Source organism: Variovorax sp. H27-G14, assembly GCF_046156345.1.
In the GTDB taxonomy this organism is placed as follows: Bacteria; Pseudomonadota; Gammaproteobacteria; order Burkholderiales; family Burkholderiaceae_C; genus Variovorax.
Genome location: NZ_JAYLVN010000028.1, coordinates 24,205 through 47,692, shown reverse-complemented (window position 1 = coordinate 47,692; position 23,488 = coordinate 24,205). Strand labels below are relative to the sequence as shown.

Below are 23,488 nucleotides of genomic sequence, written 5' to 3'. Positions count from 1 at the left end.
GCCGGAACGGCTACAGCAGGCTCTCCGGCGTCAACGGCGCCAGAATTTCCAGCATCGTGCGGTCCCAGAACCCCGAGTCGGGCTCCTCGGTCAGCACGGTGAGCTGGCCGGCGTCCTCGCTGGTCCACTCGATGCGCGAATCGTTGCTGCCCGGCGCAAAGCGCAGCCTGTAGGCGCCCTGCTGCTTGAGCACGTCGAGCAGCTTGAGCATCTGCTGCGCCATTTCGGGGCTGTGAATGATCAGCCCGATTTCGGTGTTGGCCGACTCCGAGCGCGGATCGAAATTCATCGACCCCACGAACAGCGTGCGCCGGTCGATCACGGCCGACTTGGCATGCAGCCGCCCCACCGACGTGCCGAACAGGCCCAGCCGCACGCTGCGCCGGGTGCGGCTGGAGCTCAGCTCGTACAGGTCGGCGCCCAGCTTGAGCATGTCGGGGCGGTAGCGGCGGTAGGCGGTGTGCACCAGCGGCTCGTCGGTGGCGGCCAGCGAATTGGTGACCACGCTGATCTTGACGTCGCGCCGGCGAATCTCGCGCATCACCTCCAGCCCGGTGGCACCCGGAATCAGGTAGGGCGAGACGATGGTCACCTCGGAGCGCGCGCGGCGCATCTGCTCGACCACGTTGTAGCGCACGCTGTCCACGTCCAGCAGCGGCACGCCGCCATAGGACGCCGTCTTGCCGATCACGCGCTCAGGCGCATCGGCGTAGGCCTCGGCCAGGGTCCAGATCAGGTTGAGCTTGCCGCTTGCCAGGTCGTCGGCCATCGGGCTGTAGCCCAGCAGGTCGTTGGGCGCGGGCGGCGGCGGGGGCGGCGTGGTGTCGGGTGCCGTGGCGGCCTCGAAGCGGCGCTGCAATTCGTCGCGCGGCACGTCGGTGGCCACCACCGAGCCGATGGGGCGCACATAGACGCTGTTCCAGTACTGGTCGAACAGGCTGCCCAGCCGCGGAATCAGCGCGCCGGTCACGAAGGTGTCGAGGTCGAGAAAGTTCTCGCCCGCCGTGCGCCGGAAATACTGGTTGCCGATGTTGCGCCCGCCTGCCACCGCCATCGCGCCGTCGGCAATGAACAGCTTGTTGTGCATGCGGCGGTTCACGCGGCTGAAGTCGAACAGCGACGCGGTGAAGCGCTTCAGGATGCTGCCGCGCCCCGCCGGGAACGGGTTGAACAGGCGCAGCTCCACGTTGGGGGTGGCGGCAAAGGCCAGCAGCAGATCGTCCTCGCCCGAGGTGTAGAGGTCGTCCATCAGCAGGCGCACCCGCACGCCGCGCAGGGCGGCGTCGCGCAGGGTGCGCAGCAGGTAGCGGCCGGTCTCGTCGTTCTCGATCTGGTAGTACTGCACGTCGAGCGTGCGCTGGGCGCGGCGGGCCAGCTGGATGCGGGTGTCGAAAGCAAAGTCGCCGCCGGGCATCAGGCGAAAGCCGCTCAGGTCGGGGTCGGGCTGGGCGGCCAGCGCGATGCGGCCCAGCGCGGTGTCGCCCGATACGGCCATGGCCTTGACGGCGGGGCGCGGTGCCTCGTCGGGCAAGGTGGCGCAGCCGGCAAACAGCAGAACGGCCACCAAGGCGAGCAACGCCGACAACCAGCGGGGCCATTCCACCGGTGGCGGGAAACACCGCGGAACCGGCTCTGCCGGGCCGCAGGTGTTGGCCCCTGCAAGGGAGTTGGCGAAGCGACACGAAGTGCGCATGGCCTGGGGGTGTGCCTGGTTAGAGCGCTTTGCGCAGATTGGCTGGTGCAATGCGCAGTGCTTCGCGGTACTTGGCCACGGTGCGGCGCGCGCATTCGATGCCCTGCTCCTTCAGCATCTCGGAGATCTGGCTGTCCGACAGCGGCTTCTTGATGCTTTCAGAACTGACGAACTGCTTGATGAGCGCGCGCACCGCGGTGCTCGACGCATTGCCGCCGGTCTCGGTGCCCAGCGCCGAGCCGAAGAAGTACTTCAGCTCGACCGTGCCGAACGGCGTGGACATGTACTTGGCTGTGGTCACGCGCGAGATGGTCGACTCGTGCAGGCCCAGCTCGTCGGCAATCTCGCGCAGCACCAGGGGGCGCATGGCAAGTTCGCCGTGCACGAAGTAGCTCTTCTGCCGCTCCACGATGGCGTTGCTCACGCGCAGGATGGTGTCGAAGCGCTGCTGAATGTTCTTGATGAACCAGCGCGCCTCCTGCAGCCGCTGCGACAGCGCCTGGCTGCCTTCGCCCTTGTGCGCCTTCAGCGCGCCGGCGTAGATGTCGTGCACGCGCAGGCGCGGCATGACCTCCGGATTCAGCATGACGCGGAACTTGATGTTGGTGCCGCGGCCGGTCTTGGTGACGATCACGTCGGGGATGACGATGTTGCGCTCCACGTCCACGAAGCGCCGGCCCGGCTTGGGCTCCAGCCGCGCAATGATCTGCAGCGCCGAGCGCACCAGCTCCTCGTTGGTGCGGGTGAGCGTGGCCAGGCGCTTGAAGTCGCGCCGCGCCAGCAGCTCCATCGGTTGCTTGCACACGGCCAGGGCGGTCTTGCGCACCAGTGCGCACTGCTCGGTCTCGCTCTCGCTGGCCAGGGCGCGCAGCTGGATGCCCAGGCATTCGCCCAGGTCGCGCGCCCCCACGCCCACCGGCTCCAGGCTCTGCAGCAGGCCCAGCGCCACCTGAAAGTGGTGCACCAGGTCGTCGAACTGGTCGTTGTCGTCGCCGGCCAGGCCGGAGGCCAGCGCGGGCAGCGAGTCTTCGAGGTAGCCGTCGTCGTTGAGCGATTCGATCAGGAAGCGCAGCGCGGCGCTGTCGTTCTCGGTCAGCCGCAGGCTCAGCGCCTGGCGGTGCAAAAACGACTGCAACGACTCCTGGCTGCGCGCGAGCTCGGTGGCGTCGGCGCGTTCGTCGTCACCCAGGTTGTTCTGGCGCGCGGGGGCGTCGCTGCCCCATTCGCTGTCGTCGGGCGCGGCCATGTCGACGGTGCCGTCGCCTTCCCAGTCGGGCTCGCGCTCGGTGATTTCAGCGGCCGGGCCGTCGGACTCCGTGCTGGCGGTGCTGGTTTCACTCGACGTGGTGCTGGTGCTGGCGGAGGGGGGCGTGAAGTCGCTTTCGCCTCCTTCACCGCCACTGCCGCCGTCGCCGTCACCGCTGCCTCCTGCGTCGTCGCGCGGCACCGGCGCGTCGGCAGCATCAAGGCCGAACTCCTCGCGCGCCGCTTCTTCCGCGGTGCGCTCCAGGAACGGGTTCTCGTCCAGCATCTGCTCCACCTCCTGGCTCAGTTCGAGCGTGGAGAGCTGCAGCAGCCGAATCGACTGCTGGAGCTGGGGCGTCAATGCCAGATGTTGAGAGACGCGAAGGGACAGCCCTTGCTTCATTGAGAACCCGACCCTCCGTTACATGCGGAAGTGTTCGCCCAAGTACACCCGGCGTACTTCGGCGTTGTCGACGATCTCCGAGGGTGTGCCTTGTGCCAGCACATGTCCGTCGCTGATGATGAACGCGTGGTCGCAGATGCCCAGCGTCTCACGCACGTTGTGGTCGGTAATGAGCACGCCGATGCCACGTTCCTTCAGGAAACTGATGATCCGCTGGATCTCGATCACCGCTATCGGGTCGATGCCGGCAAAGGGCTCGTCCAGCAGGATGAAGCGCGGCTGGGTTGCCAGCGCGCGCGCAATCTCCACGCGGCGGCGCTCGCCGCCCGACAGCGCCAGCGCCGGCGAATCGCGCAGGTGATCGACCCGCAGGTCGGCCAGCAGCTCGGTCAAGCGCTCTTCGATGTGCTGCTTGGACAGCGGCGCCATCTTGCCGTTGCCGTCGGGCTCGCTTTGCAGCTCGAGCACGGCGCGCACGTTTTCCTCGACCGTGAGCTTGCGAAAGATCGAGGCTTCCTGCGGCAGGTAGCTCAGGCCCATGCGGGCACGGCGGTGGATCGGCATGTGGGCGATCGGCTCGCCGTCGATGGTGATGTCGCCCGCATCGGCGCGCACCAGCCCCACGATCATGTAGAACGACGTGGTCTTGCCCGCGCCATTCGGCCCGAGCAGCCCGACGACTTCGCCCTTTTGCACGTCCAGCGAGACGTCTTTCACTACCGTGCGGCTGCCGTAGCTCTTCTTCAGGCCGCGTGCGACCAGGCGGCTGCCCGGCGTGCCATTGGCGTCGTGCGTTCCAGCGGTTTCGATCACTTGCGGGTTTCTCCCTCGTCACTGAGCGTGGTGCTCTGGCGCAGGCCCTTGCCGGGCGCCGGAGTGGGTGCCGTCGGCGGCGCCTTGGTGCCGGCCGGGGCCGCTGCACCCGCGGCACCGGGCGCGGTCGCGGCCTTGGGGGTCAGGATGGTCTTCACGCGACCGCCCGGGGCGGACGCGTTGACGGCGGTGTTCGACGGCACGGTGGAACCGTTGACCGTGTAGGTGTCGTTGCTCTGGTCGTAGACGATCAGCGCGCCCTGGCTCTCGTCGTTGGGCGTGGCGCCCAGCAGGCGGCGCATGACGGCGTTGCGGATGAACTTGACGTTGTCGGCGCGGCTGTCGTACTCGATGACTTCAGACTCGCCCTCGATCCACTCGTCGGGCGCGTTGCGCTTCTGCTTGTAGTACGCGCGCTTGCCGGGCGCCGCCGTGACCACGCCGTACTGGTAGCCCTCGGCATCCTGGCGCACGTCCATGCGCGCGCCGCGAATGATGATGGTGCCCTTGGTGACCAGCACGTTGCCGGTGAACACGCTGGTCTGTTTGAGGTCGTCGTAACGCATGGCGTCCGACTCGATGTTCATCGGCTTGGTGCGGTCGGCGGTTTCGGCCAGCGCGCCAGAGGCGAGGCCGGCCAGCAAGAACGCGGCGGCGGCCATGCGGCCAAGGCGATGCAGGAGGGGAGTGGTGGGGTAAGAATGCAATTTCATAGAGGCACGAAACTTGCTCGGCATTGTATGCGGCTGATTGCATCAGCCCCACACGCACAGATGAAAAAGCCCGCCGAAGCGGGCCACTCTTTCCCTTCCAGGACTGCCGCGCAACCGCGCTTTGCCCGGCTGCTGGCATTGCCCCCTGCAAGGGGGTCGGGTCAGCCTTTTTTCGCTTCGCCGACCAGGTAGTTCACAACCTGCAGCACCTTGGTCATGTTGCCGGCGGTCTCGCCGTCCACATACCAGCGCCCGGCCACGGCCATCGCGGGAACGCCGGCCACCTTGTAGGCGTCGGTCATCTGCGTGGCGCGCTTGGCCTTGCTGGCCACGCTGAACGAGGTGAAGGTTTCCTTGAACTTGGCGCCGTCCAGGCCGTTGGCCGCGGCCCAGGCAATGATGTTGGCGTCGCCGTTCACGTTCTGGCGCTGCGCGTGGATCGCGTTGAACACCTTCGGCTGGTATTCGTCAACCTTGCCCATGGCTTCCAGCGCGTAGTACAGGCGCTGCTTGGCTTCTACGTCGTTGCCCACGAACGGCACCGGGATGCGGCGGAACACCACGTCTTTCGGCAGCGTCTTGGCCCAGGCCTCGAGGGACGGCTCGAAGTCGTTGCAATGCGGGCAGTTGTACGAGAAGAACTCGACCACTTCGACCTTGCCGGCCGGTGCGTCGACCGGTGCGCGCTTGTCGAGCACCAGGTACTCGGTGCCGGCCTTGGGCGCACGCGCCTGGGCGTGGGCCGGGTTGGCGGCCAGGGACAGCAGCCCGAGCGAAGTGGCGGCCAGCGAAAAGTCACGACGTTTCATTGAAAGGGTTCTCCAGTTGGTACGGCAGACTGAGCCGGCGCGCGGCGGGGAGTTCCCCTGCCGCCGGCGCGCCCGGGGCCGTGAATGGTGGCGGCAAACGCCGCGGCGCGAAGCTTAAGGGCTAATGGTGTCAGGGTCAGGGTGTCAGGAAGTCAGCCGCCGGGTCAGCGCTGCACGCGGACCAGCGCCGACTCCATGCCACCGCCGTCCAGGCGGTCCTTCAGGCGGTCGGCGTCGTCCTTCTTGTTGAACGGGCCGGCGCGCACGCGGTAGACGGTGCGGCCTGCCTGCTCGCGCTCGGTGACCCTGGCCTCCACGCCCATCAGCGACAGCTTGGCGCGCTGCGCCTCGGCGTCGTCGGTGGTGCGGAAGGCGCCGGCCTGCACGAAGTACATGAACGGATCGGCACCCGAACTGGCGGCGTTGTTGCCGACGCTGTTGCCGGCGTTGTTGCTGCTGGTCGGCGCGGCCGACGCGGTGGTCGTGCTGCCCGAACGGGCGCGGGCGAGGTCACCCAGCGGGTCGTTCGACGCCGGCAACGCGTTGGCCTCGGCCGGCACGGGCGCCGTGCGCGGCGGCTTGGGCGCCACCACCACGGGCACCGGCGGTGCGGTGGTGGGCGGCGGGGTGCCGGGGGCCACGGCGGTGGTGGCGGGCTCACCCGTGACGGGGTTGACCGGGCCGGTCGCGGACGGGGCGGCCTTGGCCGCGCCGGCCTTGCCGGCCAGCGGCGCGTTCGGGTCCCAGTCGCGGTTCTTGCGGGCTTCGGCCTCGTCCTGCTCGGCGCCGCCCTTTTGCGTCTTGGTCACGAACGGGATCGGCACCTTGGTCACGTAGACCGCAATGCCCAGCGCGACGCCCAGGCCGAGCACCAGCCCGATGATCAGGCCGATGACGATGTTGCCGCGTTGTCTGGTTGTCTTCTTCATGTTGGGGAGGTTCACATCTTGCTCGGCGCACTGACGCCGAGAATCGCGAGGCCATTGTGCAGCACCTGCGCGGTGGCGGCGACGAGCGCCAGGCGGGCCAGCTTGACCTGCTCGTCGTCGACCAGAATGCGCTCGGCGTCGTAGTAGCTGTGGTAGCTGGCGGCCAGTTCGCGCAGGTAGAAGGTCACGTCGTGCGGGGCGAAATCCTTGGCCGCGGCAGTCAGCATTTCGGGGTACTTGGCCAACAGCAGCATCAGCGCCTGTGCGGCGGGGCTTTCCAGCGGCGACAGGTCCACGCCCTTCAGCGTGGCGGCGTCGCCACCCCAGCCGGCCAGCACCGAACAGATTCGCGCGTGGGCGTATTGCACGTAGTACACCGGGTTGTCGTTGTTCTTGGCCACGGCCAGGTCGACGTCGAAGGTGTATTCGGTATCGGGCTTGCGGCTCAGCAAAAAGAAGCGCACGGCGTCGGTGCTGGTCCACTCGATCAGGTCGCGCAGCGTGACGTAGCTGCCCGCGCGCTTGCTGATCTTGACCTCTTCGCCGCCCTTCATGACGCGCACCATGGTGTGCAGCACGTAGTCGGGGTAGCCCTGGGGAATGCCCTCTCCAGCCGCCTGCAGGCCGGCGCGCACCCGCGCGATGGTGCCGTGGTGGTCGGTGCCCTGGATGTTGATGACCTTGTGAAAGCCGCGCTCCCACTTGGCGATGTGGTACGCCACGTCGGGCACGAAGTAGGTGTACGTGCCGTCCTGCTTCTTCATCACGCGGTCTTTGTCGTCACCGTAGTCGGTCGACTTGAGCCACAGCGCGCCGTCCTGCTCGTAGGTCTTGCCCGCGGCCACCAGCTTGGCCACCGCGGCCTCCACGCGCCCGCTGGTGTACAGGCTGGACTCCAGGTAGTACTGGTCGAAGCGCACGCGAAACGCCTGCAGATCGAGGTCTTGCTCGCGGCGCAGATAGGCCACGGCAAATTCGCGGATGGCGTCCAGGTCGTCGATGTCGCCGCTGCCGGTGACTTCGCGGTCTTCGGACTTGACCGTTTTCTTCGCCTTGAAGTCGGCCGCGATCTCGGCGATGTAGTCGCCGTTGTACGCCGGCGCCTTCTCGCCGCTGGGCCATTCGGCGTCGCCGGGCTTGAAGCCGCGCGCGCGCAGCTGCGTGCTGTTGGCCAGCGTCTGGATCTGCACGCCGGCGTCGTTGTAGTAGTACTCGCGCCACACGCTCTCGCCCTGCGAGGCGCGCAGGTTGCAGATGGCGTCGCCCAGCGCCGCCTGACGGCCGTGGCCCACGTGCAGCGGGCCGGTCGGGTTGGCCGAGACAAACTCGACCAGCACCTTTTCGCCGGTGGCCGGCTGCTGGCCGAAGGCGCCGCCGGCGGACAGCACCTCGCGCACGATCTGCTGCTTGGCCGCGGTCTTCAAGCGGATGTTGAGAAAGCCGGGGCCGGCAATTTCGATGGCTTCCACCCATTGGGCGAAAGCGGGGGTGGCGAGCAGCGCAGTGCTCAGGCGCTCGGCCAGCTCGCGGGGCTTCTGGCCCAGCGGTTTGGCGAGCTGCATGGCGGCGGTGCTGGCGAAATCGCCATGGGCAGCCACCTTGGGCGACTCGAACGCGGCTTTGGGGCCAGCGCCGGGCGAGAGGGATTCGAGCGTGTTCGCGAGCGCCGCGAGCAGCTCCTGTTTGACCAATAGCATCCTGCAATTTTACCGGGGGCAAACCCGGACCCAGTTGACGATCGTCATCCGATTGTTGCCTTGACCCGTTAGGTGGGTCGGCCCCGGGGTGGGGCAACTGTCAGACAACCCAACCTTGCAAGGACATACCCCATCATGAAGAAGCTCCTTTCCCTGGTCGCGTCCACCGTCGCACTCGGCGCCTGCCTGTCGTTCAGCGCCTTCGCGCAGGACAAGGCCGCCGCGCCAGCGGCAGCGCCCGCCGCCATGGCCGCACCGGCTGCCGGCGCCACCTGCGACGCCAAGGCCGTGGACAAGAACGGCAAGGCCCTGGCCGGCGCCGCCAAGGCCAGCTCCATCAAGAAGTGCGAGAAAGACACCAAGGCCGCCATGGCACCCGCCTGCGCCACCAAGGCGATCGACAAGAACGGCAAGGCGCTGGCCGGTGCCGCCAAGAACAGCTTCATGAAGAAGTGCGAAGCCGACGCCAAGGGCTGAGACCGCGCCGCGCTGAAGCGCTCGCCAACCAGGCCCGCCATGTGCGGGCCTTTTTCATGCCCGCGTGGTTCGCCCAGGGTCTTACTTGCCGAAGCCGCGCGCCAGAAACACCGCCACCAGCGGAATCAGCGCGATCAGGTGGGCCTGCGCCATCACCAGCTTGCGTGTCTTCCTGATGTCGTCCTCGGCCGGCAGCTTGCCGGTGGCGCGCAGCGTCTTGCGCCAGCGGAAGTAGGTGAGCGTGGGAAAGATCGACAGCACGCCCACGATGATGAACAGCCCCAGCTTCACGTGCAGCAGCGGGTTGGTCCAGTACCAGGCCGTGCCCTTCACGCCCCACCAGGTGCGCGCCAGGCCGGTGGCCAGCACCGCGATGGCCGCAATGCCGTAGACCATGTCGACCTTGGCCAGCCGCTCCACCACTGCGGCATTGAGCCACTGCACGCGGCACAGGGCCGCTTCGCTGGAAATGAACACCACCATCGTGAGGATGGCCAGCAGGTGCAGGTACGCGAGGATGGCTTCGAAGGTCATCGATGGCTTTCTTCTCAAGATCTCGATGCAGTGGGTTTGCAATTGAGAACGGATTGTGCCGCCGCGACTGTGCCTACGCCCTGCCGCCCCAGAATTCCGGGTTGCCGTACTGCGCCTTGAGGAAATCCAGCCACAGCCGCACGCGCAGCGGCAGGTGCTTGGCGCCCGCGAACACCGCGTAGATGCCATTGGGCGGCGCGGCAAAGTCGTCGAGCAGCGGCACCAGCAGGCCGGCGTCGATTTCGGCCTCCACCTCCCAGGTGCTGCGCCAGGCGATGCCGTGGCCGGCCAGGCACCAGTCGTGCAGCACCTGCCCGTCGGAGCAATCGAGCGGGCCGCTGGGGCGCAGGTGAATCAGCTCCTGCACGCCGGCCTCGGTGGTCACGCGAAAGGCCCAGCCGCGCGTTTGCGAGGCGTCGCTGGACAGCGTGAGGCAGGCAAAGCGCGACAGCTCGCCCGGGTGAGCGGGCTTGCCATGGCGGCGCACGAACTCCGGCGTGGCCACGCAGCGGCGGCGGTTGTCGGCCAGCCGCACGCTCACCAAGGACGAATCGGGCATGTCGCCCACGCGCACCGCGCAGTCGAAACTCTCGCCGGTGACGTCGACCACGCGGTCGCTGAGGTTCAGCGAGATCGTCACTTCCGGGTGCAGTGCATGAAAGCGCGGCACCAGCGGCGCGACGTGGCGGCGCCCGAAGCCGGCCGGGGCGGTCACGCGCAAATGCCCGCTGGCCTTGACGCCGCCGGCGCTCACGCTGGCCTCGGCGTTGGCGAACTCAGTGAGCAGGCGCTGGCAGTCTTCCAGGAAGGCGCTGCCCTCGTGCGTGAGAGTGATACGCCGCGTGGTGCGCACCAGCAGCTTCACGCCCAGCCGCTCTTCCAGCGCATCGAGCCGGCGGCCCATGATGGCCGGCGCCACGCCCTCTGCCTTGGCCGCGGCGGTGAGCCCGCCCCGGGTCGCGACCGAGACGAAGGATTCGAGCTGCTTGAGGCGGTCCATGGGCGGGGAACTATATCGCCCGTGTTGCCCATGCCGCCGTGCCGCCCGTGCCGCCCGGCAGGTAGCCAGCGTGGCCTACTCGGGCCGCACCCCTGCCTCGCGCACCGCCGCGCCCCAGCGTGCGTGCTCGGCCTTGATGTATTGCGCCGCCTGCTCCGGGCTGCCACCGACAGGCGTGCTGCCTTCGGCCAGCAGCTGCGCCACGGTGGCCGGCTTGGCCAGCGCCTTGTCGACGGCGGCGTTGAGCTTCTTCACGATGTCGACGGGCGTGCCGGCCGGCACCACCAGCGCCTTCCAGTCCACCGCCTCGAAGCCCTTGTAGCTCTCGCCCACGGTCGGCACATCGGGCATCACCGGCAGGCGCTTGGCCGAGGTGACGGCCAGCGCGCGCAGCTTGCCGCCCTTCACCATCGACAGCGCGCCTTGCGGCGTCGCAAACATGTAGTCGGTCTGCCCGCCCAGCAGGTCGGTGATGGCGGGCGCGGCGCCCTTGTACGGCACGTTCAGCACCTTGAAGCCCGCGCGCTGCGCCAGCACCTCGCCGGCCATGTGGCCCAGCGTGCCGGTGCCCGCCAGCGCCTGCTTGATCTCGCCGGGCTTGGCCTTGGCGGCCGCAATCAGCTCGGCCAGCGACTTGTAGGGCGCGTCCGCGCGCACCACCAGCACCACCGGCTGCGAGGCCACCACCGCCACCGGCACCAGGTCCTTCAGCGCGTCGTAGGGCATCTTGGGAAACAGCGTCGGGTTGATCGCCAGGTTGGCGGTCTGGCCCAGGCCGACGGTGTAGCCGTCGGGCCTGGACTTGGCCACCACGTCCATGCCGATGTTGCCGTTGCCGCCCGCGCGGTTGTCCACGATGAAGCTCCAGTGGGTGTCTTCGGCCAGCTTCTGCGCGACCAGCCGCGCCACGATGTCGGTGGCGCCGCCGGGCGTGTAGGGCACAACCAGGCGCACCGGCTTGTCGGGCCAGGCCGTGTCGGCAATGGCAAGGGAAGGTGCGGCGCTCAGGCATGCGGCGGCCGCGGCGCACGCCATGAAGGCGCGCCGTGTGGTGAAAAACATGTTGTCAGTCTCCGAAGGTGATGTGGTGTGTCTTGAGCGCGGCGATTTCTTCGTCGCTGTAGCCCACTTCTTTCAGCAGCGCGTGGCTGTGCTCGCCGATGTGCGGCGGCTGCAGCCGAATGCCGGGGCGCTGCCCGTCCAGCGTGAACGGCGCAAGGGGCACCTTGGCCATGCTGCCGTCGTTCATGCGCACCGGCGCCAGGCCGCCGGTCGCGTTCAGGTGCGGGTCGTCGAACAGGTCCTGCGGCTTGGTGATGGGCGCGAAGGGCAGCTCGTTCTTTTCGAACACCGCCGAGAGCTCGGCCGCGCTGCGCCCGGCCAGGTGCGAGCGCAGGATCGGCATCATCCATTCGCGCGCCAGCACGCGGTCGTTGTTGGTCTTCAGGCGCGGGTCGGCCAGCATGTCTTCCAGGCCGAAGGCCTTGCAGAAGATGGCCCACTGCTTGTCGCTCACGGCCGCCAGGAAGATCTGCTCGCCGTCCTTCACGGTGAACACGTCGTACACCGCCCAGGCCGAGATGCGGCTGGGCATCGGGTCGGCGGGTTTGCCGGTGGCGGCGAACTGCATCATGTGCTGCGCCACCAGGAACACGTTGTTCTCGAACAATGCCGACTGCACCTCGCAGCCCTTGCCCGTGAGCTCGCGCTGGCGCAGCGCCGCCATGGCGCCGATGGCACCGAACATGCCGCCCATGATGTCGTTCACGCTGGTGCCCGCGCGCAGCGGGTCACCGGAGCGCCCGGTCATGTAGGCCAGCCCGCCCATCATCTGCACCACCTCGTCGAGCGCGGTGCGGTGGTCGTAGGGGCCGGGCAAGAAGCCCTTGTGGCTCACGTAGATGAGACGCGGATTGAGCTTGGACAGCGTGTCGTAGTCGAGCCCCAGCTTCTTCATGGTGCCGGGCTTGAAGTTCTCGCTCACGATGTCGGCGGTGGCGATCAGGCGCAGCGCGGCCTCCACGCCTTCGGGCTTCTTCAGATCGAGCGCGATGCTCTTCTTGTTGCGGTTGAAGGTCGGGAAGAAGCCCGAGCCCGAACCGAGCAGGCGGCGCGTGTTGTCGCCCTCGATGGGCTCGACCTTGATGACCTCGGCGCCCAGGTCGGCCAGCAGCAGGCCGCATGTCGGGCCCATGACCATGTGGGTGAACTCGACGACGCGAATGCCGGCGTAAGGCAAAGGATGGGCTTCAGACATTTGCGATGTGTTCCTGAACAAGACCTTGAACGAAGCCCTTGGGCAGGCCGGCCTCGGGCGTCATGCCGTAGACCGGCTCGCCCGGCAGGCCGGCCATGAGCGGCGCGCGCGCCGCAATGAGTTTTTCAATGTCGATGCCCGTGCGCACGCCCATCGCCTCGAACATGAACACCAGGTCTTCTGTGACCGCATTGCCCGAGGCGCCGGGCGCATACGGGCAGCCGCCCAGGCCGCCGAGCGAGGCGTCGAAAGTGCGCACGCCCTCGTCCCACGCCGCCAGGCAATTGGCAATGCCCAGGCCGCGCGTGTTGTGCATGTGGGCGGCGCCGGCGTGCATGCCGATCTCCGCGCGCAAGCGCTTGAACAGCCGGCGCACCTGAGCGGGGTTGGCATAGCCCACGGTGTCCGACAGGCCCGACTCGTCCGCCCCCGCCTCGATGCATTGCGCGGCCAAGCGAATCACGTCGTCTTCCGCCACCAGGCCCTGCAGCGTGCAACCGAAGGCGGTGGAAATGCCCGCCTCCAGCTTCACCTGCGGCGCGATGGCGCGGCGCAGGTCGGCAATGGCGCGCACCTCTTCCACCATCTCGGTGGGCGTCTTGCGCACATTGGCCAGCGAGTGCGCCACGCTGGCCGACACCGGCATGGTGAGCTTGTGCACGCCCGCTTCCAGCGCGGCCTGCGCGCCCTTGCGGTTGGGCACCAGCGCCATCACCACCAGGCCGGGCAGCGTGATGGCGTGGCGCACCACGGCGGCGGCGTCGGCCATCTGCGGCAGCAGCTTCGCGGGCACGAAGGAAGCGACTTCGATCTCGCGCACGCCGGCGGCGTAGAGCGCGTCGATCCAGCGCAGCTTGTGCTCCGTGGGCATGGTGGCCTTGACCGATTGCAGGCCGTCGCGCGGGCCGACCTCGCTGATGAGGACGTCGGGGGGTGTCATCGACTTTGTCTCCTTGGCGCGATCTGGCATGGACCGCTTGACAGTTCTATTAGACAGAACTAAATTCCGTTAAACAGAATTAGACCGCCGATCGACTTTCCCTGTCAAGCCCACCCATGCCCCGCAAAGCCCAGACCGAATCGGTGTCCGACCTCAACGCAGCCCCTGGCGGCGCCGCCGCGGTCGACCGCGCGCTGAGCCTGCTGTCGGCTTTTCAGCCGGGCGACGAGGCACTGTCGCTCGCGCAGTTCGCCGAGCGCACGCAGCTCTACAAGAGCACGGTGTTGCGGCTGCTGGCCTCGCTGGAGCATGCGCGGCTGATTCGCCGCCAGGACGACGGCCGCTATGCGCTGGGCATGGAAATCGCGCGGCTGCACGGGCTGTACGCCGCCTCGCAGTCGCTGGAGCACATCGTGCTGCCGGTGCTGCGCGCGCTGACCGCGGCCACGGGCGAAAGCGCGGCGTACCACGTGCGCCAGGGCCAGGGCGACAGCTGGGTGCGGCTGTGTCAGTTCCGGGTCGACTCGTCGCATGTGGTGCGCGACCATGTGCGCGTGGGCGACCTGCTGCCCAACGACCGTGGCGCGGGCGCGCGCGTGCTGATCGCCTTCGGCCCCACAGCCGAGCTGCCGCGCAGCGGGAAGGAGCGCGCGCTGTACGACGGCATCCGCGCGCAGGGCTGGTGTGCGCTGGTGGGCGACCGCACGGCCGAGCTGGCCGGCATCTCGGCGCCGGTGTTCCATGCGGACGGCAGCCTGGCGGCGGCCGTCACGCTGACCATGCCCACGCACCGCTACGACGAGCGATACATCGCGCCGGTGTGTGCCGCGGCAAAGGAACTGAGCGGGCAGGTCTGAAGGTCTTGCTCCTTACCCTGCCGGGGGAAGGCTGGGATGGGGGCGGGCCTTCGATCAGGCGCCGCGTTGTTGCGGACGCAGCCGTGCCCCCACCCAATCCTCCCCCGGGAGGGGAGGGAGAAAAACCGGGGTCAGCCCAAAGCAGCCAGCACGGCCTTGTTCTGCTCAGGCAAGCCGACACTGACGCGCAGCCATTGCGGCAGGCCGTAAGGCCCGAGCAGCGACACCTCGATGCCGGCCGCCAGCAGGCGCGCATGCACGGCCTGCGCGTCGCCGACCTGCACCATCAGGAAGTTGCCCGACGAGGGCACGTAAGTCAGCCCCAGCGCCGTGAAGCCGGCCGCGAGCTGCTCGCGCCCCGCCGTGTTGAGCGCATACGTGCACTCCAGAAAGTCCGCATCGTCCAGCGCTGCCACCGCCGCGGCCTGCGCCGGCGTGGTCACATTGAAGCGCGGGCGCTGCGCGTTCATGCGCAGGGCCAGCGCCGGCTGCGACACGCCGTAGCCGATGCGCAGCCCCGCCAGGCCGAAGGCCTTGGAGAAGGTGCGCGCCACGATCAGGTTCGGCAGGCGCCGCACCCATTCGATGCTGTCGTAGCGCTGAGCGGGCGACAGGTACTCGGTGTAGGCCTCGTCCAGCAGCACCGTCACATGCGAAGGCACCGACTGCAAGAACGCCAGCAGTGGCGCGGCATTGATGAAGGTGCCGGTCGGGTTGTTCGGGTTGGCCACGAACACCAGTTGCGTGTCGTCGCCGATGGCCGCGCGCATCGCATCCAGGTCGTGCCCGTGCGCGTGCGCCGGCACCACGGTGGCGCTCGCATGGGCATGCGCGGCGGCCTGCGCGTACACGATGAAACCGTACTGGGAGTAGACGACGCCCTCGCCCGGCTTCAGACTCACCTGCGCGGCCAGCTCCAGGATTTCGCTCGACCCGCTGCCCAGCGTGAGCCACTCGGGCGGCACGTCGAGCCGGGCGGCCAGCGCGTTCTTCAGCGCGGTGCCATTGCTGTCGGGGTAGTTGCCCGCGCCGTCGAGTGCCGCGGCGGCCGCGCGCCGGGCCGATTCGGGCATGCCCAGGGGGTTTTCGTTGGAAGCCAGAAGAATCATGAGGGCGGGTCCCGGTTTGCTTAAGAAGTTAAATATATCCGGCGCGTGCCATGCCCCGCTCAGTGCCTACCCTTTGCACTCCCCGTGACGGTTTTCGATTACCCCCATTTTTGTCACAGATAAATCCCGCTTGCGGCGCTTACTTGCCATCAAGGTATCGAATAAAGTTCGACCCAAGACTGCATCTTTCTCAAGGAGAACCCCCATGAACACCCGCGCCACTGCCCGCACCACCGCCCACGGACTCCAGGTCGCGACCGAGCTCCACCGCTTCATCGAAGACAAGGTCCTGCCCGCCACCGGCGTGGCCAGCGACGTCTTCTGGAAGGGCTTCGACGCCATCGTTCACGACCTCGCGCCCAAGAACATCGCCCTGCTGGCCGAACGCGACCGCCTGCAGACTGAGCTCGACGCCTGGCACAAGAAGAACCCCGGGCCGATCACCGCAGGTGATCCTTCGAATCCTTCCGACATGACGGCCTACCGCGCCTTCCTGGAAAAGATCGGCTACCTGCTGCCCCAACCCAAGGGCGCGAAGGCCACGACCACCAACGTCGACTCCGAACTTGCACTGCAAGCCGGCCCGCAGTTGGTGGTGCCCATCCTGAACGCGCGCTACGCGCTCAACGCGGCCAATGCGCGCTGGGGCTCGCTGTACGACGCGCTCTACGGCACCGACGCCATCCCGGAAACCGACGGCGCTGAAAAGGGCAAGGGCTACAACCCCGTGCGCGGCGCCAAGGTCATCGCCTTTGCGCGCAACGTGCTCGACCAGGCCGCGCCGCTGGCAAACGGTTCGCACAAGATGGCGACCGGCTACAGCGTGAAGGACGGCAAGCTCGTCGTCGCTCTGCAAAGCAGCAGCACCGGCCTGGCCGATGCCTCGCAGTTCATCGGCTACCAGGGCGACGCCGCGGCGCCGTCGTCGGTGCTGCTCAAGCACAACGGCATTCACCTGGACATTCGCATCGACCGCAGCACCGCCATCGGCAAGACCGACGCGGCCGGCGTGAGCGACCTGGTGCTGGAAGCCGCGCTCTCCACCATCCTGGACCTCGAAGACTCGGTGGCCGTGGTCGACGCGGCCGACAAGGTGGTCGCGTATGCGAACTGGCTGGGCATTGTGGAAGGCTCGCTGACCGAAGAAGTCGCCAAGGGCGGCAAGACCTTCACGCGCGGCCTGAACCCCGACCGTGAATACACCGGTGCCGACGGCCAGCCCGTGAAGCTGCACGGCCGCTCGCTGATGTTCCTGCGCAATGTGGGCCACCTGATGACCAACCCGGCCATCCTGTACGCCGCCGGCAAGGAAATTCCCGAAGGCATTCTGGACGCCGTGGTGACCACCACCATCGCCACCATCGACCTGAAGCGCAAGGGCAACTCGCGCACCGGCAGCATCTACATCGTCAAGCCGAAGATGCACGGCCCGGCCGAAGTGGCCTTTGCCAGCGAGCTGTTCGGCCGCGTCGAGCAACTGCTCGGCCTGCCCGCCAACACCGTGAAGCTGGGCATCATGGACGAAGAGCGCCGCACCAGCGTCAACCTGAAGGCCTGCATTGCCGAAGCCGCCGCGCGCGTGGCCTTCATCAACACGGGCTTCCTCGACCGCACCGGCGACGAGATGCACACCGCCATGCAGGGCGGCCCGATGATCCGCAAGGGCGACATGAAGTCCAGCGCGTGGATCGGCGCTTATGAAAAGAACAACGTGCTGGTCGGCCTGTCGTGCGGCCTGCGTGGCAAGGCGCAGATCGGCAAGGGCATGTGGGCCATGCCCGACCTGATGGCCGCCATGCTCGAACAGAAGATCGCGCACCCCAAGGCCGGCGCCAACACCGCCTGGGTGCCCTCGCCCACCGCCGCCACGCTGCATGCGCTGCACTACCACCAGGTCAGCGTGACCGCGGTGCAGCAGGAGCTGGAGAAGATCGACGCCGACGGCGAACGCGACAACATCCTCAACGCGCTGCTGCAGGTGCCCATCGCTGCCGAAGCCAAGTGGACGGCCGAAGAGCGTCAGCAGGAAATCGACAACAACGTGCAGGGCATCCTGGGTTACGTGGTGCGCTGGATCGACCAGGGCGTGGGCTGCTCCAAGGTGCCCGACATCCACAACGTGGGCCTGATGGAAGACCGCGCCACGCTGCGCATCTCCAGCCAGCACATCGCCAACTGGCTGCTGCACGGCGTGGTGACCAAGGCCCAGGTCGACGAGACCTTCCAGCGCATGGCCAAGGTGGTGGACGAGCAGAACGCGGGCGATGCGCAATACCTGCCGATGGCGGGCCACTTCGACACCTCGGCGGCGTACAAGGCGGCACAGGACCTGGTGTTCAAGGGCATCGAACAGCCCAGCGGCTACACGGAGCCGCTGCTGCATGCATGGCGGTTGAAGGTGAAGGGCGAGGCTTGAGCCTCGACCACGCGCGGGCCCCGCAGGCGCACACTCACCGATGAAACGAACGGCGCCCTCGGGCGCCGTTCTGCATGAAGGGCCGCGAGCCATTAGCATTCAGGCCGCCCTCTTCATCAAGCCCCCCGTCTCCCTCATGAACCCGAACGCGGCACCCAAGCCCGCGGAGCGCACCGGCAACGCCGGACAGCCTTCACGCCTCTCTCGCTTCTCTCGCTTTCCCCCTGGGGCCACCTCCGCGGCCGCCATGCTGGTCGCGCTGGCCTCGGCCTTCGCGCTGAGCCAGGCCTTTCGCACGGTCGGCGCCATGATGGCCACGCCGCTCAGCGGCTACTTCGGGCTGACGCCGCAGCAGCTCGGCATCTGGGCCGGCACCTTTCACTTCGCCTTCGGCATCATGCAGCTCGCGATGGGCGTGTCGATCGACATGTTCGGCGTGCGCCGCACGGTGCTCACGGCTTTTCCGCTGGCCGTGGCGGGCGCGGTGCTGTGCGCCATGGCGCCCAACTACCACGCGCTGCTGATCGGGCAGGCGCTCATCGGCGTGGGCTGCGCGCCGGCGTTCCTGGCCTGCACGGTGTTCATCGCGCGGCACTTCGATGCCTCGCGCTTCACCGCCATGTCGGGGCTGGTGATGAGCATGGCGGGCCTGGGCATCGTGTTCACCGGCACGCCGCTGGCCTTGCTGATAGAGGCCGCTTCGTGGCGCGCCGGCTATGCGGTGCTGGCCGGCTTTGCAGTGCTCTCGTGGGTGGTCATCTTCTGGCGCGTGCGCGAGCCTGCGCGCGCGGCGGCGCATGACGAAACACAGGCCGCACCGGCCGAGCGCCAGTCGCTGGGCAAGGCCGTGCGCGAGCTGCTGCCGCTGTTCGCGATGCCGCACACGCTGGGCCTGATCTGCTTCGCCTGCGTGTCGTACGCGGCGTTCATCACGCTGCGCGGCCTGTGGCTGGGGCCGGTGCTGCACGACCGGCATGGGCTGTCGCTGGTGGCCAGCGGCAACGTGGCGCTGGTGATGACGGTGGCCGGCATGATCAGCCCCGCGCTGTTCGGGCGCATGGACCCGGGCGGTGCGCGGCGCGCCCACTGGATGACGGGCTGCGCGCTGGCCGGCGCGCTGATGTTCGCGGCCATGGCGCTCACGAACTCGCGCGCGGTCGACATCGGCCTGCCGATTGCCTACGGCCTGCTCTCGGGCTACAGCGTGCTGCAGTACGCATACACCAAGACCTCGTATCCGGCGGCCATGACGGGCCGCGCGATGGCGCTGCTCAACATGGCGATGTTCCTCGGTGTGTCGCTGATGCAATGGACCACTGGCGTGGCCGCGTCGTGGGCGGTAGCGCACGGCGCGGAGCCGTTCCGCGCGGTGTTCCTCACGGTGGCGGGCATGCTGGCAGCGGGCACGCTGGCTTTCGTGCTGCTGCCGCGGGCACCCGTGTCCGCGCGCTTCAACGGTTGATGGGGCCGGCCGCGGGGTCCGGCCACAGATCGCCGAAGCGCTTGCGTACCTCCCACATGTTGAGCCTGCGCATCGCGGCCGCATACACGTGGTCCCGCCCGTACATGTGCCGATGATCGGGTGAACCGAAGGCCGGCTTCTCGCACCCGCCGCGCCGCGTGACCGGGCAGCGGCGATGACCTTGTCCATGTCTTCACGCATCGCCGGCTCCCCCGCGCGGGCTGTACGCCGCCTTCTGCAGCGCCACCTTCTGTGCACGCCGCTCCGCGCGGTGCGTGCGCAGGTGGCGGCCCGCGCGCTGGTTGGATTCGCCGCGGGCCAGCGCGGCCACCACGGGGTTGCGCGGTGCCGCAACGGGCACCGCAAAGTAATACCGGCCCAGACGCTTGTCGTCGTCGCGGGCCTTTCGTTGAGCACTCATATGTGCGCACACTCCAGAAACAAAAAAGCCCCGGCGAATGGCTGCGCGGGGCCTTTGTCGACGGGCCTCGGCGGATGCGTGGATGCACATCCGGCCGGGGCGGTCGGTGTGCGGGTCAGGTGTTCAGGAAACGGTTCATTGGTTGGCTTGAGCGCCCGGGAGGTTGATCGTCACCAGGCGCGGTGAAAAGAAACTGTTGCTGAAAAACGAAGGACGGATTCTGTCGAGCACGCGTGCGATGCGCAAGCGCGGCTTGCCCGGCTGTGGCGCAAAGCCGACGCGCAACAAATCTGAAACCGGGTGCGAATCCAAATGCGCGCAGGCCCCGTATTCGATTCAAGCGCATCGCGCCCCCGAGCTGATGGCGGTTTCCACAGACACCTTCCAAGAACCATTTCTCTCCAGGAGCCTTCAATGAAAAAACTCATGATTGCAGTCGGCGTTTCGGTCCTGCTCAGCGCTTGCGCAGGCGGCATGGGCATGAGCGGCAGCGGCAGCACGGCCATGTCGTCGAACCCGATGGTCGGCGGCGCCGCGATGTACCCGACGAAGGACATCGTCGACAACGCCGTGAATTCGAAGGACCACACCACGCTGGTTGCCGCCGTGAAGGCTGCCGGCCTGGTCGACACGCTCAAGAGCCCCGGCCCATTCACCGTGTTCGCACCCACCAACGCGGCCTTTGCCGCGCTGCCGGCCGGCACCGTGGACACGCTGCTCAAGCCCGAGAACAAGGCCACGCTGACCAAGGTGCTGACGTACCACGTGGTGCCCGGCAAGATGGACGGCCCGGCACTGATGAGCGCCATCAACGCCGGCGGCGGCAAGGCCGTGCTGAAGACCGCCAGCGGCGGCACGCTGACCGCCACCATGAGCGGCGGCAACGTGATGGTGACCGACGCCAAGGGCGGCACCGCCATGGTGACCATTGCCAACGTGTACCAGTCGAACGGCGTGATCCACGTCGTGAACAAGGTGCTGCTGCCGGGTTGATCCCCTGAGCGGCAGGCGCGCAGCGACCTCTCAGGCCCGCTGCGCCGCCTTCATCTCTTCGGCCTCGTCGCGCAGCCATTGCGCGAACTCGAGCGCGTCGCGGTTGCCCGCGGCGCGCTTTGCCGTTTCGACGAAGTAGCCGCGCAGCGACGCGGCACCCTCCCCCAGCGGCGCCACCAGCCGCCCTTCGCGCAGCAGTTCACTCAGCAACGGCAGCCGCCCGATCACCACGCCCTGCCCCGCCACCGCGGCGGCCACGGCATCGGCGTACTGCGTGAAGCGCAGGGTGCTCTTCATGCGCAGGTCTTGCAGGCCCATCACCTTGAGCCAGGGCTCCCAGTCGGCGGTGGGGGCTTCGCGGTGATCGGGGTAGTCGACCGTCAGCAGCGTGAACTTTGCAAGGTCGGCGGGCACGCGCAGCGCATCGGCCAGCATGGGCGCGCACAGCGGCACCACCGACTCCTCGAACAGCGCCGGCCCCGCGCCACTGGCCGTCGGCATGAGCCGCACCGCTACGTCGATGCGGCTGCGCTCCAGGTCGAGCACGTCGAGCGTGGCCGACACGCGCACGTCGACGCCCGGATGGCTGCCCGTGAAATGCGCCAGCCGCGGAATGAGCCAGAGCGACGCGAAGCCCGGCGTGGTGGTGATGGCCACTTGGCGCGGCGCGGAACTGGCGCGCACGCGGGCCGTGGCGTCGCGCAGCCGCTCCAGGCTGTCGGTGACGGCGCGCTGCAGCACGCTGCCGGCGTCGGTGAGCGACAGCGCGCGGTGGCGGCGCTCGAACAACAGCACGCCCAGGTGCGCTTCGAGCTGCTGGATCTGCCGGCTCACGGCCGACTGCGTGAGGTGCAGCTCGCCGGCCGCCAGCGTGAAGCTCAACCGGCGCGCAGCCGCCTCGAAGCTGCGCAGCAACTCCAGCGGCGGGAGCTCGGCCGCAAGGGCGCCATGGGGTTTCGCATTCTCTGGATGCATGCAACGAGTTCCGAATGACCGCGTGTAAAGCAGGGGTCGGCTCACTATATTCATTCGTATCACGAATGCAATGGAGCTTGCCATGAGCACCGACCACCCTTCTTCTAGCGCGTCTTCCTACCCTTCTTCGGACGCCTCCCGCTTCCACCTGAGCCTGCCCAAGCGCGCCGTCTTCGCCGTGCCCGACGGCGCCGGCGTGGGTATCGCGTGCCGCAGCGGCTCGGTCTGGGTCACGCTGGACCGCGACCTGCGCGACATCGTGCTGGCACCGGGCGAGCGCTTCGAAGGCACCGACCACCGGCGCGTGCTGGTGTCGGCGCTGGAGGCCTCGTGCATCACCCTGTCGCATGCGCAGGCAGCCGCCATTGCGCTGCCGCGGCGCGCACGCACAAGGTCGCCTTGGCGACTTCTGCCCCACGGGTTGTCCCCGGCTTGACCCTGGTTCGTGGGCGTCGAACCATCGATGCTCACGAGCCCCGCCGCTTCGCTGGCCGCCGTTGCTTGCAACGCGCGGCCTCGCTCGCCTTGGGGCATCCCGAATTCCCGTCATCGGAAGGACATGAACATGGCAGAGGCATACATCGTTGCCGCCGCACGCACGGCCGGCGGCCGGCGCGGCGGCAAGCTCGCGGGCTGGCACCCGGCGGACCTGGCGGCGCAGGTGATCGATGCATTGGTGGCGCGCAGCGGCATCGACCCCGCGGCGGTGGAGGACGTGATCCTCGGCTGCGTGAGCCAGGTGGGCGAACAGGCCACCAACATCGCGCGCAACGCGGTGCTGGCGTCGCGGCTGCCAGAGTCGGTGCCGGGCACCTCGGTCGACCGGCAATGCGGCTCGTCGCAGCAGGCACTGCACTTTGCGGCGCAGGCCGTGATGTCGGGCGCCATGGACGCGGTGATCGCGGGCGGCGTGGAGAGCATGACGCGCGTGCCCATGTTCACGCCCAACGCGCTGCCGGCCAAGGCCGGCCTGGGCACCTACATGAGCCCGGCGATGAAGGCGCGCTACCCCGGCGTGGAATTCAGCCAGTTCACGGGCGCGGAAATGATCGCGAAGAACTACGGCATCGAGAAGGACGCGCTCGACCGCTATGCGCTGGAAAGCCACCACCGCGCCATTGCGGCGACCCGCGCGGGCGCCTTCAACGAAGAGATCGTGCCCATCGACGTGCTGCTGGCCGACGGCACGCGCAGCGGCGAGCGGCACACGGTGGACGAAGGCATTCGCTTCGAGGCCACGCTGGAAGGCATCGCGGGCGTGAAGCTCATTGCCGAAGGCGGGCGCTGCACGGCCGCCACGGCCAGCCAGATCTGCGACGGTGCCAGCGGCGTGCTGGTGGTGAACGAGCGCGGCCTGAAGGCGCTGGGCGTGAAGCCGCTCGCGCGCATCCACCACATGAGCGTGATGGGGCACGACCCGGTCATCATGCTGGAGGCCCCGCTGCCCGCCACGCAACGTGCATTGAAGAAGGCCGGCATGAGCATCGGCGACATCGACCTGTACGAAGTGAACGAGGCCTTTGCGCCCGTGCCCATCGCCTGGCTGCAGGCGCTGGGCGCCGACCCGTCGCGCCTGAACGTGAACGGCGGCGCCATCGCGCTGGGCCATCCGCTGGGTGCCTCGGGCACCAAGCTGATGACCACGCTGATTCATGCGCTGGGTCAGCGCGGCAAGCGCTACGGCCTGCAGACCATGTGCGAAGGCGGCGGCATGGCCAACGTCACCATCATCGAAAGGCTGTGAC

General features: G+C 68.1%; 22 protein-coding genes. 7 read left to right on the top strand and 15 right to left on the bottom strand.

Annotated elements, in window-relative coordinates; all coding sequences use genetic code 11:
- Positions 1-10: 10 nt before the first annotated feature.
- The 7 genes from VLK31_RS33655 to argS form a co-directional block, all read right to left on the bottom strand.
- Positions 11-1,693 (bottom strand): phospholipase D family protein, encoded by a 1,683-nt coding sequence (locus VLK31_RS33655; RefSeq protein WP_409172834.1) that lies wholly within the window; start codon positions 1,691-1,693, stop codon positions 11-13.
- A 19-nt stretch (positions 1,694-1,712) separates the two neighbouring features.
- Positions 1,713-3,341, bottom strand: a complete 1,629-nt coding sequence (gene rpoN, locus VLK31_RS33650) for an RNA polymerase factor sigma-54 (RefSeq protein ID WP_409172833.1) — start codon at positions 3,339-3,341, stop codon at positions 1,713-1,715.
- An 18-nt stretch (positions 3,342-3,359) separates the two neighbouring features.
- Positions 3,360-4,154: an LPS export ABC transporter ATP-binding protein gene (lptB, locus tag VLK31_RS33645; RefSeq protein WP_409172832.1), complete on the bottom strand. Its 795-nt coding sequence runs from the start codon at positions 4,152-4,154 to the stop codon at positions 3,360-3,362.
- Positions 4,151-4,867: a lipopolysaccharide transport periplasmic protein LptA gene (gene lptA / locus VLK31_RS33640; protein WP_409172831.1), complete on the bottom strand. Its 717-nt coding sequence runs from the start codon at positions 4,865-4,867 to the stop codon at positions 4,151-4,153. Before lptA ends, lptB begins: the two co-directional genes overlap by 4 nt.
- Before the next feature lie 161 nt (positions 4,868-5,028).
- Positions 5,029-5,676, bottom strand: a complete 648-nt coding sequence (locus VLK31_RS33635; RefSeq protein WP_409172830.1) for a thiol:disulfide interchange protein DsbA/DsbL — start codon at positions 5,674-5,676, stop codon at positions 5,029-5,031.
- A 164-nt stretch (positions 5,677-5,840) separates the two neighbouring features.
- A complete protein-coding gene (locus VLK31_RS33630; RefSeq protein WP_409172829.1) occupies positions 5,841-6,605 on the bottom strand; it encodes an SPOR domain-containing protein in 765 nt (254 codons plus the stop codon).
- 11 nt (positions 6,606-6,616) lie between these two features.
- A complete protein-coding gene (argS, locus tag VLK31_RS33625; RefSeq protein ID WP_409172828.1) occupies positions 6,617-8,302 on the bottom strand; it encodes an arginine--tRNA ligase in 1,686 nt (561 codons plus the stop codon).
- A 135-nt stretch (positions 8,303-8,437) separates the two neighbouring features.
- On the opposite strand from argS, the gene VLK31_RS33620 reads away from it, so the two are divergent.
- Complete coding sequence (locus VLK31_RS33620) at positions 8,438-8,779, top strand: hypothetical protein (RefSeq protein ID WP_409172827.1); 342 nt, start codon at positions 8,438-8,440, stop codon at positions 8,777-8,779.
- Between the two features lie 81 nt (positions 8,780-8,860).
- On the opposite strand, the gene VLK31_RS33615 is transcribed toward VLK31_RS33620, so the two are convergent.
- The 5 genes from VLK31_RS33615 to VLK31_RS33595 form a co-directional block, all read right to left on the bottom strand.
- Positions 8,861-9,313 carry a DUF2214 family protein gene (locus VLK31_RS33615; protein WP_409172826.1) on the bottom strand — a complete coding sequence of 151 codons (453 nt, stop codon included), beginning with the start codon at positions 9,311-9,313 and terminating at the stop codon, positions 8,861-8,863.
- Between the two features lie 73 nt (positions 9,314-9,386).
- Positions 9,387-10,313, bottom strand: a complete 927-nt coding sequence (locus tag VLK31_RS33610) for a LysR family transcriptional regulator (protein ID WP_409172825.1) — start codon at positions 10,311-10,313, stop codon at positions 9,387-9,389.
- A gap of 75 nt (positions 10,314-10,388) precedes the next feature.
- Positions 10,389-11,375 carry a Bug family tripartite tricarboxylate transporter substrate binding protein gene (locus VLK31_RS33605; protein WP_409172824.1) on the bottom strand — a complete coding sequence of 329 codons (987 nt, stop codon included), beginning with the start codon at positions 11,373-11,375 and terminating at the stop codon, positions 10,389-10,391.
- A gap of 4 nt (positions 11,376-11,379) precedes the next feature.
- Positions 11,380-12,570: a CaiB/BaiF CoA transferase family protein gene (locus VLK31_RS33600; protein WP_409172823.1), complete on the bottom strand. Its 1,191-nt coding sequence runs from the start codon at positions 12,568-12,570 to the stop codon at positions 11,380-11,382.
- Positions 12,563-13,510 (bottom strand): hydroxymethylglutaryl-CoA lyase, encoded by a 948-nt coding sequence (locus VLK31_RS33595; protein ID WP_409172822.1) that lies wholly within the window; start codon positions 13,508-13,510, stop codon positions 12,563-12,565. Before VLK31_RS33595 ends, VLK31_RS33600 begins: the two co-directional genes overlap by 8 nt.
- Positions 13,511-13,626: 116 nt before the next feature.
- Here VLK31_RS33595 and VLK31_RS33590 point away from each other — a divergent pair, with 116 nt between their 5' ends.
- Positions 13,627-14,367, top strand: a complete 741-nt coding sequence (locus tag VLK31_RS33590) for an IclR family transcriptional regulator (RefSeq protein ID WP_409172821.1) — start codon at positions 13,627-13,629, stop codon at positions 14,365-14,367.
- Positions 14,368-14,498: 131 nt separating this feature from the next.
- On the opposite strand, the gene hisC is transcribed toward VLK31_RS33590, so the two are convergent.
- Positions 14,499-15,476, bottom strand: coding sequence for a histidinol-phosphate transaminase (gene hisC, locus VLK31_RS33585; RefSeq protein ID WP_409172820.1), 978 nt, complete (start codon positions 15,474-15,476; stop codon positions 14,499-14,501).
- Between the two features lie 205 nt (positions 15,477-15,681).
- On the opposite strand from hisC, the gene VLK31_RS33580 reads away from it, so the two are divergent.
- Together VLK31_RS33580 and VLK31_RS33575 are read left to right on the top strand one after the other, a co-directional pair.
- The gene (locus tag VLK31_RS33580) at positions 15,682-17,892 is read left to right on the top strand and encodes a malate synthase G (protein WP_409172819.1); all 2,211 of its coding nucleotides are present in this window, start codon (positions 15,682-15,684) and stop codon (positions 17,890-17,892) included.
- A 136-nt stretch (positions 17,893-18,028) separates the two neighbouring features.
- Positions 18,029-19,354: an MFS transporter gene (locus VLK31_RS33575; protein WP_409172818.1), complete on the top strand. Its 1,326-nt coding sequence runs from the start codon at positions 18,029-18,031 to the stop codon at positions 19,352-19,354.
- A gap of 193 nt (positions 19,355-19,547) precedes the next feature.
- Here VLK31_RS33575 and VLK31_RS33570 read toward each other — a convergent pair whose 3' ends face one another.
- Complete coding sequence (locus VLK31_RS33570; RefSeq protein ID WP_409172817.1) at positions 19,548-19,775, bottom strand: hypothetical protein; 228 nt, start codon at positions 19,773-19,775, stop codon at positions 19,548-19,550.
- Positions 19,776-20,189: 414 nt separating this feature from the next.
- On the opposite strand from VLK31_RS33570, the gene VLK31_RS33565 reads away from it, so the two are divergent.
- Positions 20,190-20,768, top strand: a complete 579-nt coding sequence (locus VLK31_RS33565) for a fasciclin domain-containing protein (protein ID WP_409172816.1) — start codon at positions 20,190-20,192, stop codon at positions 20,766-20,768.
- A 30-nt stretch (positions 20,769-20,798) separates the two neighbouring features.
- On the opposite strand, the gene VLK31_RS33560 is transcribed toward VLK31_RS33565, so the two are convergent.
- Positions 20,799-21,743 (bottom strand): LysR substrate-binding domain-containing protein, encoded by a 945-nt coding sequence (locus VLK31_RS33560; protein WP_409172815.1) that lies wholly within the window; start codon positions 21,741-21,743, stop codon positions 20,799-20,801.
- 82 nt (positions 21,744-21,825) lie between these two features.
- Between VLK31_RS33560 and VLK31_RS33555 the strand changes: the two genes are divergently transcribed.
- A complete protein-coding gene (locus VLK31_RS33555; RefSeq protein ID WP_409172814.1) occupies positions 21,826-22,179 on the top strand; it encodes a DUF2917 domain-containing protein in 354 nt (117 codons plus the stop codon).
- 129 nt (positions 22,180-22,308) lie between these two features.
- Positions 22,309-23,487, top strand: a complete 1,179-nt coding sequence (locus VLK31_RS33550) for an acetyl-CoA C-acetyltransferase (protein ID WP_409172813.1) — start codon at positions 22,309-22,311, stop codon at positions 23,485-23,487.
- The last annotated feature ends 1 nt before the right edge of the window (position 23,488 follow it).